Origin of the sequence: Geothrix fuzhouensis, from assembly GCF_024609325.1 — a bacterium.
Taxonomy (GTDB): Bacteria; Acidobacteriota; Holophagae; order Holophagales; family Holophagaceae; genus Geothrix; species Geothrix fuzhouensis.
Genome location: NZ_JANHMQ010000001.1, coordinates 1,047,525 through 1,063,911, shown reverse-complemented (window position 1 = coordinate 1,063,911; position 16,387 = coordinate 1,047,525). Strand labels below are relative to the sequence as shown.

Annotated in this window: 14 protein-coding genes; 13 read left to right on the top strand and 1 reads right to left on the bottom strand. The window is 54.7% G+C overall.

Going from position 1 to position 16,387, the window contains the following annotated elements; all coding sequences use genetic code 11:
* From NOV74_RS04870 to NOV74_RS04810, 13 genes are all read left to right on the top strand, one after another.
* On the top strand, nucleotides 1–1,089 hold the full coding sequence (locus NOV74_RS04870) for a 5-methylcytosine restriction system specificity protein McrC (RefSeq protein WP_257309751.1): 1,089 nt from the start codon (nucleotides 1–3) through the stop codon (nucleotides 1,087–1,089).
* A gap of 90 nt (nucleotides 1,090–1,179) precedes the next feature.
* Nucleotides 1,180–1,974, top strand: a complete 795-nt coding sequence (locus NOV74_RS04865) for a hypothetical protein (RefSeq protein ID WP_257309750.1) — start codon at nucleotides 1,180–1,182, stop codon at nucleotides 1,972–1,974.
* Nucleotides 1,971–2,720 (top strand): caspase family protein, encoded by a 750-nt coding sequence (locus NOV74_RS04860; protein WP_257309748.1) that lies wholly within the window; start codon nucleotides 1,971–1,973, stop codon nucleotides 2,718–2,720. Before NOV74_RS04865 ends, NOV74_RS04860 begins: the two co-directional genes overlap by 4 nt.
* 60 nt (nucleotides 2,721–2,780) lie before the next feature.
* Nucleotides 2,781–5,597 carry an SNF2-related protein gene (locus tag NOV74_RS04855; RefSeq protein WP_257309747.1) on the top strand — a complete coding sequence of 939 codons (2,817 nt, stop codon included), beginning with the start codon at nucleotides 2,781–2,783 and terminating at the stop codon, nucleotides 5,595–5,597.
* A 22-nt stretch (nucleotides 5,598–5,619) separates the two neighbouring features.
* Nucleotides 5,620–6,381, top strand: coding sequence for a DUF3800 domain-containing protein (locus NOV74_RS04850; RefSeq protein WP_257309745.1), 762 nt, complete (start codon nucleotides 5,620–5,622; stop codon nucleotides 6,379–6,381).
* A 161-nt stretch (nucleotides 6,382–6,542) separates the two neighbouring features.
* Nucleotides 6,543–8,261, top strand: a complete 1,719-nt coding sequence (locus NOV74_RS04845) for a site-specific DNA-methyltransferase (protein WP_257309743.1) — start codon at nucleotides 6,543–6,545, stop codon at nucleotides 8,259–8,261.
* Nucleotides 8,258–10,996 (top strand): DEAD/DEAH box helicase, encoded by a 2,739-nt coding sequence (locus NOV74_RS04840; RefSeq protein ID WP_257309742.1) that lies wholly within the window; start codon nucleotides 8,258–8,260, stop codon nucleotides 10,994–10,996. Before NOV74_RS04845 ends, NOV74_RS04840 begins: the two co-directional genes overlap by 4 nt.
* Nucleotides 10,993–11,910, top strand: coding sequence for a hypothetical protein (locus NOV74_RS04835; RefSeq protein WP_257309740.1), 918 nt, complete (start codon nucleotides 10,993–10,995; stop codon nucleotides 11,908–11,910). The genes NOV74_RS04840 and NOV74_RS04835 overlap by 4 nt, the downstream gene beginning before the upstream one ends.
* A 92-nt stretch (nucleotides 11,911–12,002) precedes the next feature.
* Nucleotides 12,003–13,421, top strand: coding sequence for an AAA family ATPase (locus tag NOV74_RS04830; RefSeq protein ID WP_257309739.1), 1,419 nt, complete (start codon nucleotides 12,003–12,005; stop codon nucleotides 13,419–13,421).
* Nucleotides 13,422–13,521: 100 nt separating this feature from the next.
* A complete protein-coding gene (locus NOV74_RS04825; protein WP_257309737.1) occupies nucleotides 13,522–13,785 on the top strand; it encodes a hypothetical protein in 264 nt (87 codons plus the stop codon).
* Between the two features lie 155 nt (nucleotides 13,786–13,940).
* Nucleotides 13,941–14,231, top strand: coding sequence for an AbrB/MazE/SpoVT family DNA-binding domain-containing protein (locus NOV74_RS04820; RefSeq protein WP_257309735.1), 291 nt, complete (start codon nucleotides 13,941–13,943; stop codon nucleotides 14,229–14,231).
* A 237-nt stretch (nucleotides 14,232–14,468) separates the two neighbouring features.
* Nucleotides 14,469–14,813, top strand: coding sequence for a single-stranded DNA-binding protein (locus NOV74_RS04815; RefSeq protein ID WP_257309734.1), 345 nt, complete (start codon nucleotides 14,469–14,471; stop codon nucleotides 14,811–14,813).
* A 43-nt stretch (nucleotides 14,814–14,856) separates the two neighbouring features.
* Nucleotides 14,857–15,750 (top strand): ArdC family protein, encoded by an 894-nt coding sequence (locus NOV74_RS04810; protein ID WP_257309732.1) that lies wholly within the window; start codon nucleotides 14,857–14,859, stop codon nucleotides 15,748–15,750.
* 221 nt (nucleotides 15,751–15,971) lie between these two features.
* Here NOV74_RS04810 and NOV74_RS04805 read toward each other — a convergent pair whose 3' ends face one another.
* Complete coding sequence (locus NOV74_RS04805) at nucleotides 15,972–16,319, bottom strand: helix-turn-helix domain-containing protein (RefSeq protein ID WP_257309729.1); 348 nt, start codon at nucleotides 16,317–16,319, stop codon at nucleotides 15,972–15,974.
* Between the last annotated feature and the right edge of the window lie 68 nt (nucleotides 16,320–16,387).

Genomic DNA, 16,387 nt, shown 5'->3' with positions numbered 1-16,387 from the left:
ATGACCGGTATCCCGATCCGCAACTATTACTACTTGCTTAGCTACGCCTGGGACCTCCTGGAGGAGTCCAGGGAGCTTGCAAGGGGGATCGAGCATCTTCCGAGCGTTGAAGATTTGTTGGCCCGGATGCTGGTCCACGGAACGCAACAATTGCTTCGGCGCGGCATGGATCAGGGCTACATTCCCCAATCAGATGTGCTCAGCACGATCAGAGGCAGAATCGATTTCGAGATTTCTACCCGCCGCCTTCTCCTTGAACACGGCAAGGTGCAGTGTGATTTCGAGGAATTCCTTCCCGACCTCCTACATAACAGAATCCTGAAAGAGACATTAAGGGGCCTTGGGGCCTATCCAGGCCTAGACTCTGACAATAGAACAGCGGTCCATTCAGTGCTTCGTCGGATGGAGGGCATCAGCCCCCTGCACATCCGAAAGTCGCACTTTGCCCAGGTTCGCCTTCACCGGAACAATGCACACTACCGGCTGCTCATGCACCTCTGTGAACTGGTACACGAAAACCTCCTCATCAACGAGGAGACAGGGCAGCGCTATTTCCGTGACTTCCTCCGAGACAAACGGCAGATGGCGAAGCTCTTCGAGCTCTTCGTCGCCAGGTTCTATCAAAAGACGCTTGAAGCTGATGGCTGGAAAGTTCGGCCTCAAGAGCGGATCCATTGGATTTGCCCGAACCCTCCGGATCTCCTGCCTGAAATGCAGGCCGATGCCGTCCTACGTGGTGATGGACGGGTGGTCGTCGTGGAATGCAAGTTCTACCGGAAAACACTTCAGTCAAACCTTTGGAGTCAGAAGCCAAAGATCCGGTCTTCACATCTGTACCAGTTGATGACCTACATCCATAACCTAGGTGCCACAAGCCCTGGGCAAGGGATCGAAGGGCTGCTGGTGTACCCCGCCGTCGAGGTCAATTTCATCGAAGACGTTGTGTTATCGGGGCATCGAGTTCGGATCTGCACGATCGACTTGTCAGGTGAATGGGAAACGGTTGCAGAACGCATGCACCAGGTCCTGACTGATTTTCGCCTGCCTGATGACTTACACACGTTGCCGTCGATGGAGGTGCAACCTTGATCTTCTATAGGGTGTAGTATTTACCTAGAAGCTTGAACGCTCTGTTCGCTGTGTAGGTTTGTGTTGGTACTAATGCAATGGGAGAGAATAGTGCCAAATTTTGAGACAAGCCCCAAGCTTCCGGGAGTGAATATACGGCATTTGGTTATGGATAATGATGATTTTATTGTTTGCATTGATGAGCATTTCGATATTGATTGGAAGACGATGGATTCCTATAACTCAGGGATTCAGACAGATCCCACAAGGCACAATAAAATAATTAATAGGGCAGCCTTGGCTGAGTGCATTCCAAATAGTCACCATGATGAACGCATAAGAACTGATTTCAAACGAATGGTCGGAGAATCTATAGCTAGGTCGTTAAAAGGTGACTATGAAAACGCTGAAACAATGCTGGATTCCGCGATCGCATATATTGAATTAAGAAATATTGAAAAGGCACGATATTGGCAACTTTGCACCGCATGCTGGTCTGCAATAATCATGGCTATTATCGCTATTTACTGCATAACTATTAAAATTAAGATAATTGAACGAGTCGGTGAAAATGTAGCCATTTTATTGATGGCATTTGTAGGCGGCTTGCTCGGAGCAGTACTGTTTATGATATTTCGAATTGGGAAATCCAATATTACGAGTGAAGCTCCAAGATCACTCCATGTCCTAGAGGCCCTGGCAAGGATGATGGCCGGTGGACTTTTTGGTGTAATTGTCGGCGGTGCGATCAGGCTTGGTGCTGTTGTACCAATGTTGCGCTCGGCGGAGTTTCCATATCTTGGAATATTTATTACATCGATCGTATCTGGGTACAGCGAGCGCTGGGCTCCGAGTTTAATTGAGAAAGTTGAAAAAAACCCTCAAGATAAAGGGAAGAACAGATGACTCGCAAAGCATTAATTATTGCAAATCCTGGTGAAGCCGGTGCTTCGAATTATTGCGAGGGAGTAGCTCGTGATGTAGAAAATTATTCAAGCTTTTTGAAATCTCCTATTGGCGGTCTTTGGTACGATTCTGAAATTAGTATTTTGGACCGTCCCACTGCCATGCGACTCCAAACAACGCTCTCAGTCATCGGTAATGTGGACTATTTATTTTTAGTTTTCTCGGGTCATGGGTGGTACTCCGAAAAAACAAAATCAACAATTGTTTCTCTGCGTAACGGAGAAGACTTCGATTCTTCTGAGCTAAAACTTCCTAGCATTAGGCAGACTATTGTTCTGGATTGTTGCCGCGAAAGTTACGATGAGCGCCCAGTGGCAAAAAGCCTAATCGAAAAGGCGGCAAGAAGGATGCCACAACTCCATCCAGAACGATGTCGAAAAGCTTTCGATAAGGGAATTGTTGAATGCCCGAAGGAACTTTTAGTCCTTTACGGATGCTCCATCGGCGAGAGATCCGGAGACGATTCACAGCAGGGCGGAGCCTATTCATCATCGTTGATTGATTCAGTCCAGAGTTGGTATGAACAAAAGGATATAGATACAGATAAATATTATGCTTCTTTAGACATACCCGATGCTCATCAAGCTGCTGTGGGCCTAGTAACCAAGAAACGTGGCGGTCGCCAGAATCCAATGATTTCAAAACCGCGCTCTGGCCCCTATTTCCCAATTGGCATTATCGCCTGATGGGGCTTTGCCTTGCATAAGGCCCATTCTTTGCGGGCTCATGCATAGCCTGAAGGACCGATGACAACCCCGTTCCACAGCCACTACTGGGCTCAACTGCTCACACTGAAGTCCTCCTCGGACAGCATGGAGAACCTGTCGAGGTCCTTCTCTGGAGCCCGTGTAGACCTCAATCCACACCAGGTGGACGCGGCGCTCTTCGCATTTAGGTCGCCCCTTTCCAAGGGGACCATCCTGGCTGATGAGGTTGGGCTTGGAAAGACCATCGAGGCAGGGCTCGTGATATCGCAGCAATGGGCGGAGCGCCATCGGAGGATCCTGCTGATCCTTCCCGCCACGCTCCGAAAACAATGGCAAATGGAGTTGGATGAGAAGTTCTATCTGCCTTCGGTTGTCCTTGACTCGAAATCGTTCAACCAAGCCCGGAAGGAGGGGACCCAGAATCCCTTCGATACGAATCGCACCGGCCAGGCGCAAGTCGTGATTTGCTCGTACCACTTCGCGGCACTGAAGGCCAAGGAGGTCCGCGAAGTTCCATGGGACCTGGTCGTCATGGACGAAGCCCATCGGCTCCGGAACGTCTATAAACCTGGCAACAAGATCGCCAGAGCCATCGCCGATGCCACCAAGGGCTATCGAAAGCTGCTCCTCACGGCTACGCCTCTCCAGAACTCGCTCCTGGAGCTCTTCGGCCTGGTGAGCCTGATCGATGATCGGGTTTTCGGGGATCTGGAGTCTTTCAAGGAACAGTTCCTTCGAGCACCGAACGAAGACTTCCGAAACCGGAGTCTTCGGGATCGGCTGAAGCCCCTCTGCATCCGGACCCTCCGGAAACAGGTTCTGGAGTACATCCGGTACACCCAGCGAATTCCAATCACCCAGGATTTCACGCCCTCGGACGAGGAACAGCTTCTCTACGAGCGCATCAGCGACTATCTCCAGCGACCCGATCTGGTGGCGCTTCCCAGCAGTCAGCGGGCCTTAATCACACTTGTGTTGAGAAAGTTGCTGGCATCTTCCAGTTTCGCCATCGCCGGTGCCCTGAAGGGCATGGCGCAGCGCCTGGAAGACCAGCAGAAGGCCCTGGAAGATGACTTCGAAGGGCTTCCAGAACTGGCTGACGAATGGGAGGAGGACGAGGCCCAGCGGGACGCCGATCCGGCCAAGCTTGCTGCCGAGTTATCCGAATTGCGGTCCTATCTGCAACTGGCAGAGACCATCCAGAACAACGCCAAGGGGTCGGCCTTGATCACGGCGTTGGAAACGGCCTTTGCCCGTGCGCAGGAACTCGGCGCGGCACGTAAGGCGGTGATCTTCACCGAAAGCCGCAGAACACAGGCCTACCTGTTGAAGCTGCTTTCGGAGGCGGGTTATGCAGGCCAGATCGTCACGCTGAATGGCGTGAACACCGAGCCGGAGCCCAGAGCGATCTTCCAGCGGTGGAAGAAGCGCCACGCCGGGCAGGACATTCTTGAGGGCTCGCAGGCCGTCAACATGAAGGCGGCCTTAGTTGAGGAATTCCGCGACCAGGCCACTCTCCTTATTGCTACGGAAGCCGCCGCCGAGGGTGTGAATCTTCAGTTCTGCTCTCTGGTGGTCAACTACGATCTGCCATGGAACCCCCAGCGGATCGAACAGCGCATCGGGCGCTGCCACCGGTACGGCCAGCAGCACGACGTGGTGGTGGTGAATTTCCTGAATCGACGCAATGAGGCCGATCAGCGAGTCTTCGAGCTCCTCTCCGAAAAATTCCGCCTGTTCGATGGCGTGTTCGGGGCCAGCGACGAAGTGCTGGGATCCCTTGAATCGGGCCTGGACTTCGAGAAGCGGATTGCCCAGGTCTACCAGGAATGCCGTACCCCGAAGGAGATTCAGGGGGCTTTCCAGGCGCTTCAGGCAGAGCTTGATGACCAGATCCAGGCGCGGATGAACCAGACCAGGACCACCCTTCTGGAGAATTTCGACGAGGACGTTGCCGCCAAGTTGAGGGTGAGAAGGGAGAAGGCCAAAGAAGCGCTGGACCATCGAAAAGCCCTGCTCTGGGATCTCACCAAGACAGAGCTTGATGGTCAGGCGACCTTTTTCGATGCCAGCCCCAGGTTCGAAGTCACCTCTGGTGCCTTCCGTGGTCACTACCACATGCAGTGGCCGGAGGCAGACGAGCGAGGGGCCACCTTCTACCGAGAAGATCATCCCCTGGCCTCAAGCCTTCTCCAGAAGGCCTTGGGCAGAGTGTTGCGGTCTGAAAAATTGGTATTCGATCTCTCCGGGGCAGGGAAGAAGGTCAGCCTATTGGACCCATTTCGGGGGAAGGGCGGTCAGCTTTGCTTGGCCAAGCTCCGCATTGATTCAGTCCAGATCGAGGAATTCCTCCTGCTCGCAGGACGGACGGACGATGGGCAATGGCTAGACCAGGAGCAGTGCGAAAAGCTACTCGGGCTTCCAGCCACGGTGGAACCCTTGCAGGGCGGATTACTGCCCTTGGAATGGTCATCCCGGTTTGAGCCCCAAGTGAAGGCTCGTCTGGGAGAGGTCGAACTGCGGAACACCAGCTACTTCGAGGAGGAATCCGCCAAGCTGGATGCTTGGGCGGAGGATCTGAAGCTCAGCCTTGAGCGGGAGCTCCAGGACCTTGGGCGGCAGATTCGGGAGGCGAAACAGGCGAAGAAGGCCTGCGCCACCCTCCTGGAGAAGGTCGAGGCCGAGAAGTCGGTTCGGAACCTGGAAAGCAAGCGGAACCGGCTACGCCGCGAACTCTATGAACAACAGGACCAGATCGACAAACGACGAGAAGGCCTGATCACTGAGATCGAGGATCAGTTGAAAGCTCAGCATGGGCTTGTCGATTTATTCATGATTCAATGGGCATTAATGTAAGCAAGGAGGGCATACCTTACACATGACAGCAGAATTCCAGCCCCCTCCTCCTTTTGGTGATTACCTCGTTTTTGTCGATGAGAGCGGAGATCACAGCCTGGAGTCGATCAATCCCGACTTCCCGATCTTCGTGCTCGCTTTCTGCATCGTTAAGAAAGACGACTACCGCCTCCATTCGGTGCCCGAGCTTCAGGCCATGAAGATGAAGCATTTTGGCCACGACCAGGTGATTCTCCACGAGCATGACATTCGGAAGCGCAAAGGCCCCTTCGCCTTGCTCATGCGAGAGGACAAGCGGGAGTCCTTCATGGGCGACATGAACGCCATGATGGAAGGGATGCCCTTCACCATCCTCGCCTGCGTCATCCAGAAGGAGGCGCACAAGGCGAAGTATGTGCATCCGCATCACCCCTACAAACTCTCCATGGAGTTCGGCCTGGAACGGGTCGTGAAGTTCCTGGAAGAGAAGGGGCAGGATGGGCGGCTTACGCACATCATCGTGGAGAGCCGAGGTAAGAAGGAGGACGACGATCTGGAGTTGGAATTCCGGAGGATCTGCGACGGGAAGAACTATCGGCAGCAGAATTTTCCATTGGATGTCGTGTTCGCGAACAAGCAGACGAACTGTTCGGGCTTGCAGCTTGCAGACCTGGTGGCTCGACCCATTGGGCGGCATGTCATGGACCCCAGGCAGCCGAACCGTGCCTGGGATCTGATCGAACCCAAGCTGTTTCGGAGCCCCCAGGGCAAGACCGAAGGTTGGGGATTGAAGTGCTTTCCCTGAAAAAGCGAAGGGCTCCGACTTTCACCGGAGCCCAGCGCCGATCGGGCACTCCCAATCCACTTGCCCATAGTATGGGATCTTCAGCAGGTCACACAAGCGAATGGTTCACCTTTTATCCTCCTTCCGGACACCTCACCTTTCGCATTTGCTAGGGAAAACCAATGGCTGCACGAAATAAGCTGGAACTGACCTGGATCGGGAAAAACCAGCGCCCCCGCCTGGAGCCACGGATCCTCCTGGAGGATTCAGGGCTCTCGCACCAGGCCAAGACACGCGTCTCTGAGTCGGACATTTTCGACAACAGGCTAATCTTCGGAGATAACCTGCTGGCTCTAAAGGCGCTGGAGCAGGAATTTTCTGGGGCGGTGAAGTGTGTTTTCATCGATCCCCCGTACAACACAGGAAGTGCCTTCACCCATTACGACGATGGATTGGAGCATTCCATCTGGCTTTCTCTTATGCGTGATCGCTTGGAGATTATCAAACGACTTTTATCTAAGGATGGATCTCTTTGGATCACGATTGACGATAATGAGGCGCATTACCTGAAAGTGCTTTGCGATGAGGTTTTTGGACGCGCTAATTTTGTATCTACAATTGCATGGATGAAACGCGTGTCCCCGGCGAATGATGCAAAGTATTTTAGTACCGACCATGATTCCGTCCTTATCTATGCAAAGGACAAAGCATCCTGGAAACCAAATCGACTTCCACGCGGGGAACAACAGAACGTTTATTACAAAAACCCCGACAAGGACCCTCGCGGGCCCTGGAATTCGGTTACATACACTGGGAATAAGACCCGAATCGAGCGTCCAAACCTTTATTACGGCATTAAGAACCCGACCACTGGTGAATTGATCTTCCCACCGGACACGTTGACTTGGAGGTACGGACTGGAAACCCACGCCCAAAATGAGGCAGCGAATCTTTTGTATTGGGGGAAGGATGGACAGTCTAAGGCACCACGCCTGAAGATGTTTCTAAACGATGCTGAAGCTATTGTTCCCCGAAGCGTCTGGCTTAGTAGCGAAGCCGGAAGTACTCAGAGTGCGATGGGTGAACAAAAAACATTATTCAAAGCACCTTTTTCTACCCCAAAACCCGAATTGCTTCTTAATAGAATTATTCATATTGCATCTGATCCTGGGGACTTAATCCTAGATTCATTTGCGGGTTCCGGGACAACCGGCGCAGTCGCGCATAAAATGGGCCGCCGCTGGATCATGATTGAGTTGGGAGAACACTGTCAAACACACATAATTCCCCGCATGGAAAAGGTCATAGATGGCGCAGATCCAGGCGGGATCACCAAAGCAGTGGACTGGAAAGGTGGTGGTGGCTTCCGCTATTTCCACCTTGCACCTTCTCTCCTTGAAAAGGACCCATGGGGCAATTGGGTAATCAGCAAGGATTTTAATTCGGGCATGCTCGCCGAGGCCATGTGCAAGCTGCATGGGTTCACCTATGCGCCCAGCCAGGATCATTACTGGAGGCAGGGACATAGCAATGAGGCTGACTTTATCTACGTCACAACACAGTCCCTCACCCAGACTCAGCTTCGCGCGATCTCCGAAGAGGTCGGTGAGAAGCAGACATTGTTGGTGTGTTGTGGGGCATTCCGAGGTGATGCAGAGTCCTACCCGAATCTCACCCTCAAGAAGATTCCCCAGAGTGTGCTTTCGAAATGCGAGTGGGGGCACGACGACTACAGCTTGAACATCCAGAACCTTCCCAGCGCCTCTGACCTTGGAGCCGCGCCCCTAGATCCCGTGGCTACGCCAGAGCCCGGAGGGGTTACTAAACGTCGAAGCAGGCCACCGAAGACAGCCAAGCCCAGCGAAGGCTCACAGGCGCTCGGGCTGGAGGTGGAAGAATGAATAAGACCCTGAACGCCCTCGTGGGGCGCATGAGCCTCCGTGCTCCCCAGGCAGAATCCCTTAAGATTCTGGCGCAGGTTGCAGACCTTCTGCCCATGACTAAGGATCAGGACGCGATAGCCTCTCTGGACGCGATCAAGGCCCTTTTCCCGACGGTGGAGGATTTCGAGCGCGACTTCCCTTCGCTATGCTTCGCCCTGGCAACAGGAGTTGGCAAGACGCGGCTCATGGGTGCCTTCATCGCCTACCTGTACCAAGCCAAGGGCATCCGGCACTTCTTTGTCCTCGCGCCCAACCTTACGATCTACAACAAGCTGATCACAGACTTCACGCCTGGAACATCGAAGTATGTCTTCCAGGGCATCTCGGATTTCACCTTCAATCATCCTGAAATCATCACTGGCGACAATTACGAAAGTGGTCGCGGTGTCCGGGTGGAGGACCGTCCAGAGGGGATGCAAGTCCAGGCTCTACCGGGCATGGATTCGATCCATATCAACATCTTCAATATCTCGAAGATCAACAGCGAAGTTCGCGGCGGCAAGGCTCCTCGTATCAAACGCTTGGCGGAATACATCGGCCAGAGCTATTTCGACTATCTGGCGGGCCTACCGGACCTCGTCCTGCTGATGGATGAAGCGCATCGCTATCGAGCCGCCGCTGGCATGAAAGCGATCAACGAGCTCAAGCCCATCATGGGTTTGGAGCTTACGGCAACCCCCTTCGTCGAAGGCAGTGCAGGAAGCCGCACTCCCTTCAAGAACGTCATCTATGACTACTCTTTGGCGAATGCCATGAAGGACGGCTTCGTTAAGGAACCCGCCGTCGCCACGCGGGAAAATTTCAATCCAGCCAACTACACCGAAAAGCAGTTAGAAAAGCTGAAGTTAGAGGACGGAGTTCGAATCCACGAATTCACCAAAGTGGAGCTCACCACCTACGCGAAGCAGAATGGGGTTCCCTATGTGAAGCCCTTCATGCTCGTCGTGGCTCAGGATGTCGCCCACGCCAATGAATTAGTGGCAATCATCCAAAACGATGATTTCTTCGATGGGCGCTACAAGAGCCGCGTGATCACGGTCCATTCCAATCTACGTGGAGAGGAATCCGAAGACGTTGTGGCGAAACTGCTCGCGGTGGAAGACCCCTTGGAACCCACGGAAATTGTGGTTCACGTGAATATGCTCAAGGAGGGCTGGGACGTTCGGAACCTGTACACCATCGTCCCGCTGCGGGCTGCCAATTCCAGAACCCTGGTGGAGCAGTCCATTGGGCGTGGTCTGCGCTTGCCCTACGGGAAGCGGACAGGTGTGCCCGAGGTAGACACCCTGACTATCGTGGCTCACGACCGTTTCCAGGACATTGTGGATCATGCGAAGGACCCTGATTCCATCATCAGGAAGGGCCTGGTGATCGGGAAGGACATCCCCGATAAACCACAACAGGTGGTCACAGTGCCATCGGTGCTCGAAGCGAGCCTTCTTGGAACCCTGGTTGAAGCCACGGACGGAGGTCAGCACACATTGTTGCTACCTACCGCCGAAGAGCCGATGTTCAAGACCGAGGCAGAAAAGAATGTTGTTCGCTCTGTGCTTACCTCACTTCCCAACTTTGAGCACCTTCGCGGGGCCTATGAACTGAAGAAGGAAGATGTACGGGCAGAGATCGTCCGTGAGGCCGAGATAGCCTATGCGGCCCGCCCAGTGGTGGAAGGGGAGGTCAAGCCAGACATCGCCGCCATCGTCGAGCAAACGCTCGCCCATGTGGTCAAAGAGACGATTTCGATTCCACGCATCATCGTGGTGCCCACCGGAGAAGTGAGTTCTGGCTTTTCGGATTTCGATCTGGATACCACAGGGGTTCGGCTTCAGCCAGTGGATCGGAACATCCTTCTGGAGGAAATCCGTACCAACGAAAGGCGCTTCCTGCAAGCAGGACTGGCCTTTGGGCATGAGGAGCGCCTTGAAGATTACCTGGTGCGCGAGCTCATCGATCGAGATGACATCTCCTACGACGACCATGCCGCCCTCTTGTACAAGCTAGCGGGGCAGTTGGTGAAGCACCTGCAAAGTTACTTGGCCGATGATGGCGAAGTTGAAAATGTGCTCCAGTACCACCAGAAGCAGCTTGGAGACTTCATCCACGCGCAAATGCAGGCGCAGGTGTGGGAGAAGGCTACCGGCTACGAAGCCCGTGTCACGAAGGGCTTCGTGGTTCTCAAGGCCAACGTCTTCCAAGCCCCGACAGACGAACCCCTGCGGGACTTTAAAACGCCCGTTTCCAACAAGCAGGACATCCCCAAGATGCTCTTCAATGGGTTCAAGCGCTGCATGTATCCCATCCAGAAATTCGATTCTGATTCAGAGCGCCGTTTCGCCGAGATCCTCGAAAACGAGCGGGAGGCGCTGAAGTGGATGAAGCCAGCGTCGGGGCAGTTCAGAATTTTCTACAACAAAGACCATGCCTACGAGCCGGATTTTGTGGTGGAGACAGAGAGCATGAAGCTTATCTGTGAGCCGAAGATGGCCAAGGAAATGAAGGACGAAATTGTTCTGGCCAAGAAAGCGGCAGCGGATTTGTGGTGCCAGCACGCCACAAAACACGAGCTTGAAAATGGTGGGAAGCCTTGGAAATATGTGCTTATTCCGCATGACCAAATACTTCCAAACAGTTCTTTGGTCTTTTTGTTGAAAACATGCGCGACAGAAGTTCCATTAGGCGTAACTTCAAAATGACCAAAGTGTGGAAGGATCCCCGCTGGAACAAGCAATGGCTTGAGTGGGACGACATACCATCTGAATTTCGGGCGGCATTGATTTGGGCTTTTTTGACCACAGGCCCAGAAACCAAAGATGAATTTGCGAAAATGTTTATTGCTATGGAGCAGTGGAAATATTCCAGATTTAAAATATTTTTGGAACTCGAAATTTTATGGATAAACAATACCTTGGATATGCTATGTGATGACATAGAAGGTATTGATATTTGTAGAGGGATTTCTATGTTTTTTAGTAAAAAATTAGGTAATGAGTACAGCATTGAAGATCGAATCAATTTAAAAAAAGTCAATCTGGTAACACCAGAAATGTTGAAAAAAATTGATATTAAGAAACGAGATTTATCTAGCTCGTGGAATTGGATGGATTCCTGGTTCTTGAAATGCCACGAGAAAGAAAATTCAGTCAGTTTTCTCGAATGGGTGCCTCAGGAGCTCGATAGGATCTCCAAACAAGACCGTGTTCCAAAATCTCAATCAACCCTTTCAATACGCCAAAAATCGAGTGAGACAGAACAACATGCACTATTGCATCTTGGGAGATCATTCCCGATCGATACCTCAGGCCAGGAAATCCAAAAGACCATTCGCGTAGTAGAAGGACCAGAAGGACCAGCCATGACCTGGGGGTATATTCTTCGCGACATTGAGCCCGAGATTCCGTATTCGCCATTTCCGGTGTATGTCTCCGATTGGGACGCCGACTTCAATAGCCGACGATTTAAACATCTGCTCCTACGCGAAGATGATGCATTTATTGGAGGCAAGAGCGGTGGCCTCGTCGATTTTCCAAAAGATCTGCGCTCTGCGGCTGATCTACTGCGGCGAAGAAATAGGCTTGAGTCGCCGATGTCACACCTGGTCTTAGGCTAGGTTTTCGGCTCGGATCCACCATATAACAGTCCAACCAACCAGAGGAGGCGTCTCCTCAGGTTGGTGGAGTTGCCTGCCCAAATCCTGGTTCTGTGATCGCGGTGATCACAAACGTGACCAGGAGTGTCCAAATGGGACCAACCAGAATTGCAATGACCGTTGCAGAGTACGCAACGGATTTCCGGATTTCCAAATCCACGGCGTATGCGCGGATTGTCACGCTTCCAGGGGGCCTTCTTCATGGGTGGGACATCGCTGATATGTTCCCCCCCTTCTTTTCCTTGGCAGACCTCCAAAAGCTGGTGGCGGGTGCGCCCAAGGCCCCCATGCAGGAGGTGCAGGCTCCCGCACGTCCTGGCCCACTCATCAAGCTGAACATGGATCAACTGAGGGATTCTCCCTCTGTTCCGCGAAGGTGGCTCTGGGACGGGATGATTCCTCTTGGGGTGCCTGGTCTGGTCGGCGCGGTCAGTGACCACGGGAAAACCTCACTTCTGTTGCAGATCGCTGCTGGAGTCTCGATTGCGAGGCCGGTGCTTGGAAGGAAGACCTTGGATGAACCTGGCGGAGTCCTGATGGTTTTCCTGGAGGATGACAGCGTTGAGGAGGTCAAGCCTCGCGTGGATAGCGTTGCGGAGACCTTCCCTGATTGGACGGACGAGAACGAGGCCAATTACCGAAAGCACCTTTGGCCCTATGTGCCCAACTGGGAACATACTCTGGACACTTCATTCGCACGGTTGCATCAAGATCTGGAGCACCAGCTTGGCATGATGATCACGGCAGGAATCAAGCCTGCTCTGGTGATCATCGATACCTTCGCGGCGGTCAGTGATGGATCAGAGAATGATGCGTCCTCATCGCGAATGCTCTGGGCGGTGGCCCGTTCACTCTCGCGGAAGTACGGCGTCACCGTCATTTTCTCCCACCACCTGCGGAAGGAGGGGCAGATTGGCAAGGATCGCAGCCCCATCCACGAGCGCCTGCATCCCAGCATGATGCGCGGAAGCAGCGCCAACGAAGGTGCGGCACGGTTCATTCTCCAGCTTGGCTGGATCACTTGGGATGAAGCCGATCGGTCGGGCCTAGACCCGGAAAAGGCCTACAACTTGGGCTACGCGGTTGGGCGAGTCAGCAAGGTCAAGGCCGCTAAACCTGAGTTGCTCTTCCTGGACCGCATCGACCCTGGAGATCCTGGCCAGGGCTGCTTTCGGCTTCACCCCAAGGGGGAGGAAATCGTCGCCACGCTTTTCAAGAACCGGGGGAAGCTCAAGGAGCTTGGCCTGCAATTCCAGCTTCTCGTGGCGCTTAGCCGGGCCAAGGAACCCATCGACCGTGAGGCCCTACAGTTGCAGGTCTTCGGGGCTGGCCAGAAGGCGCGGAAGGCCCTCGAAAACGCCCTTACCAGGCTCCGGAAGGACGGTCACCTGCTCCCGCGTACCTTGCAGGTCTCAGAGCAGGGGTTGCGCCACATCCAGGAGTTGCTCACCGAGGCCCCTGACGAAGACTGACATCACCCGCCTCAGCACTCCCTTGTGTCCCCCCTATGGGGGGGGTGGAAGGGAGTGCCCTTCGATTCATTTCACATCACCCTAGCCCATGGATCTGAACATGAACATCAACCCCATTTCTCTTCGCCTCACGAAGAAGGTCTACTTCGCAGCCCCGGCAGGATGCTTCCTCGCGAGCAATGTGATGACCGATCGATTCAGCCCGGTATTCGCAGAGACGGTCTTCGATTCGTCACACGAGCGGTTTTCCCAGTGGGCACGGGTCGTCGCAGCCGGAGCCGATCAGAGGCTCTGCCGGATCTTCCGTGACGAGCAGGAATGCCGATCCTGGATCGCCGCGCTGGTCCCACCTAGAGTCCGTTAATGGGAGTGGCGACGACAGGCCCTGAAGAGGCACTTGAACCTGCGTTCTCCATGGAAAGGAGGGCTGGCTATGCATGAGGAGAATTTAGTGACGCTGTTCGAATCCAGGCTTATCACCTGTCTTGCGTCACCGCTGGGGACAATTCGGAGGGCACGATGATCCTGGTCAAGGCACGGAAACAGGGTGGGGCAGTCATCATCACCATTCCTGCCGGTCTGCTGAAACTCCTCGACATCAAGGCGGGAGATGCCCTCGACTTGGACGTGCTCCCCGACGGGTTCGTGATCCGAAAGGCGGAACCTGCCCACAGACGATACAAGCTTGCCGAAATGCTGGAAGGTGTGATCCAAGAAACCATCAAGGAGTTCAATGCTCAGGTTGCGCCCGCAATGACAGCCGAAATTGTAGCCCGAACGATTAGGGTGGTCTATCCGGCAAAGGGCTAACCCGGCAGACCGTCTCCAGGGGCGGCACAGACACAGAGGCTGAGAGCAATTTCGCTTTTGTTCAGCCGTTCCCTGCGGCCTTGCCTGCGCTTCCCTTGCGCCCGGCGGCGGCGAGTCCTCTGCTTTCTTGTTTCCCGCCGAGCGGGAGCCCCTCCGCGAAAGCGTCCTCTTGCCTTGGGAGCGGCGTCGCTTGTCTTGGTCGAGCCGCAGGGAGCGGCAGACCCCAAGGAGCACACCATGACCCTCAACACCCTCATCATCACCGGCCACCTCGGCAGCGATCCGCGCTTCGCCCTCACCCCCACCGGGAAGCAGAAAGCTTCCTTCTCCATAGCCACCAGCCGTGTATATCGGGGCCAGAAACACACCGAATGGACGCCTGTCGTCATCTGGGGCACCCTCGCAGCCCGCGCCGAGAAACTCCTGAGCAAGGGCCAGGCCGTTCTGATCTACGGCGAGAAGCGCACGCGAAGCTACACCGACACGCATGGCGTGGAGCGCCAAGTGGTCGAGCTTGTGGCCTCCGACTTTCAGATCCTGAGCCGCAAGCAGGCTGAGCCCCGAGAGGAGGCCGCCCAGTAGGGCGGTCTTCTCTCTCCCTCACCCCACGATTCAGGAGTCCACCATGTCCCCAGCTTATGAATCCATCACTGCCCGCATCCTCGACATGCTCTCCCATGGCCAGATCCCCTGGCGTCGTCCCTGGAGGGCCATCAAAGGTTTAGGAATGCAGCATCCGCGCAACATCAGCGGGAACCTATACAGGGGTGCCAATTGGTTCCTGCTGGGCATGCTGTCCTACCCAAACCCGATCTTCTTGACCTACCGTCAGGCGCAGGCGCTCGGCGGCCACATCCGCAAAGGTGAGCATGGGTTCCCAGTCGTCTTCTGGAAGCTCTTGGAGATCACTGAGGACACCGCCACAGAAGCCGATCAGGTGGGAAGGAAGATCCCCTTTGCAAAGACCTACATCGTTTTCAATGTGTCCCAATGCGAAGGACTTTCCCTGGTGCTGCCAGAAGCCCTTCCTGTCACTGCCGAGTTTGACCCCATCCAGGACGCTGAGGCCTTGTGGGAAGGCATGCCGCATCGTCCAGAGTTGCACTATGGCGGGGACCGCGCTTGCTACATACCTGGCCTGGATCTGGTGAAGCTGCCCGATCGGAAGGCCTTCGGAACTCCTGAGGGGTATTACGAGACCCTTTTCCATGAAGCTGGTCACGCCACGGGCCATGCCAGTCGGCTGAATCGGAAGGAACTCATGTCCGGTTCTCACTTTGGGGGTCGGGATTATTCCATGGAAGAGTTGGTGGCTGAGCTTTGTGCGGCCTTCTTGTGTGCCGAGGTTGGCATCGACCAGGCCGTGATTGAAAACCAGACGGCCTACCTCCAGGGATGGCTGGAGAAGCTTCAGAAGGACCAGAGCGCTTTCGTTACCGCTGCCGCCCGCGCCCAGAAGGCCGCTGACTTTATTCTTGGCCGTCGGATGCAGGGCGTGGGCGAAGAGGAGGCCGCCTGAGCCTCGGCAGGAGCGCTGGGGGGGCCTTCTGGCTACTGAAGGTGGCCCCCTCCTTCCCGTTCTGGCGAGGATGCTGCGCCTCCGGTCGGAGCCCGCAAGCCCCCAAGATGGTCTCCCAGGGGGAGCCCTCCGTCTTGCGGGCCGCTGCGCTTTGCGGGTTCCGCCCTGCGTCGCTCATGGCCGCCATGACGGAAATGAGGGGGAGTGGACGGAATTGCCTCCTATTTCCCTTGAGCCCTTCGGACATGCATTAACGCTGCGGATCCGACATCAAGAATGAGCTCGATTTCGGCTGCCGTGAGCCGTGAAGCAAACCACGTAAGCCTTCCCATGGCCTGGTCCTTGGCGCTGTCAGAAAGCTGTAGTCGGAAGAGTTCATGGAGTTCAAGGCCGAGCGATTCAGAGATTGTGGCCACCACTCTAAGGGAAACAGTTCTTTTCCCGGTTTCGAGACGACTGATGGTTTCAGGTTGGACACCGACCTTTTCGGCCAATTCGGCCTGAGTCAGCCCCGCAGCCCGTCGTTGTCTGGCGATCCTTTGACCAAGGCGTTTGGGAAGGGAGTTCATAGGGGGAGCCTCTGTCGAGGAGGGCACGCCGACACGCCAGGTCAGATTCCCCCATGGACTTGACCTAA

Bases quoted from the DNA above. Each gene is read 5' to 3' on its own strand.
- NOV74_RS04870 (WP_257309751.1), top strand. From the start codon at position 1: ATGACCGGTATCCCGATCCGCAACTATTACTACTTGCTTAGCTACGCC.
- NOV74_RS04860 (WP_257309748.1), top strand. From the start codon at position 1,971: ATGACTCGCAAAGCATTAATTATTGCAAATCCTGGTGAAGCCGGTGCT.
- NOV74_RS04855 (WP_257309747.1), top strand. From the start codon at position 2,781: ATGACAACCCCGTTCCACAGCCACTACTGGGCTCAACTGCTCACACTG.
- NOV74_RS04850 (WP_257309745.1), top strand. From the start codon at position 5,620: ATGACAGCAGAATTCCAGCCCCCTCCTCCTTTTGGTGATTACCTCGTT.
- NOV74_RS04845 (WP_257309743.1), top strand. From the start codon at position 6,543: ATGGCTGCACGAAATAAGCTGGAACTGACCTGGATCGGGAAAAACCAG.
- NOV74_RS04840 (WP_257309742.1), top strand. From the start codon at position 8,258: ATGAATAAGACCCTGAACGCCCTCGTGGGGCGCATGAGCCTCCGTGCT.
- NOV74_RS04835 (WP_257309740.1), top strand. From the start codon at position 10,993: ATGACCAAAGTGTGGAAGGATCCCCGCTGGAACAAGCAATGGCTTGAG.
- NOV74_RS04825 (WP_257309737.1), top strand. From the start codon at position 13,522: ATGAACATCAACCCCATTTCTCTTCGCCTCACGAAGAAGGTCTACTTC.
- NOV74_RS04820 (WP_257309735.1), top strand. From the start codon at position 13,941: ATGATCCTGGTCAAGGCACGGAAACAGGGTGGGGCAGTCATCATCACC.
- NOV74_RS04815 (WP_257309734.1), top strand. From the start codon at position 14,469: ATGACCCTCAACACCCTCATCATCACCGGCCACCTCGGCAGCGATCCG.
- NOV74_RS04810 (WP_257309732.1), top strand. From the start codon at position 14,857: ATGTCCCCAGCTTATGAATCCATCACTGCCCGCATCCTCGACATGCTC.
- NOV74_RS04805 (WP_257309729.1), bottom strand. From the start codon at position 16,319: ATGAACTCCCTTCCCAAACGCCTTGGTCAAAGGATCGCCAGACAACGA.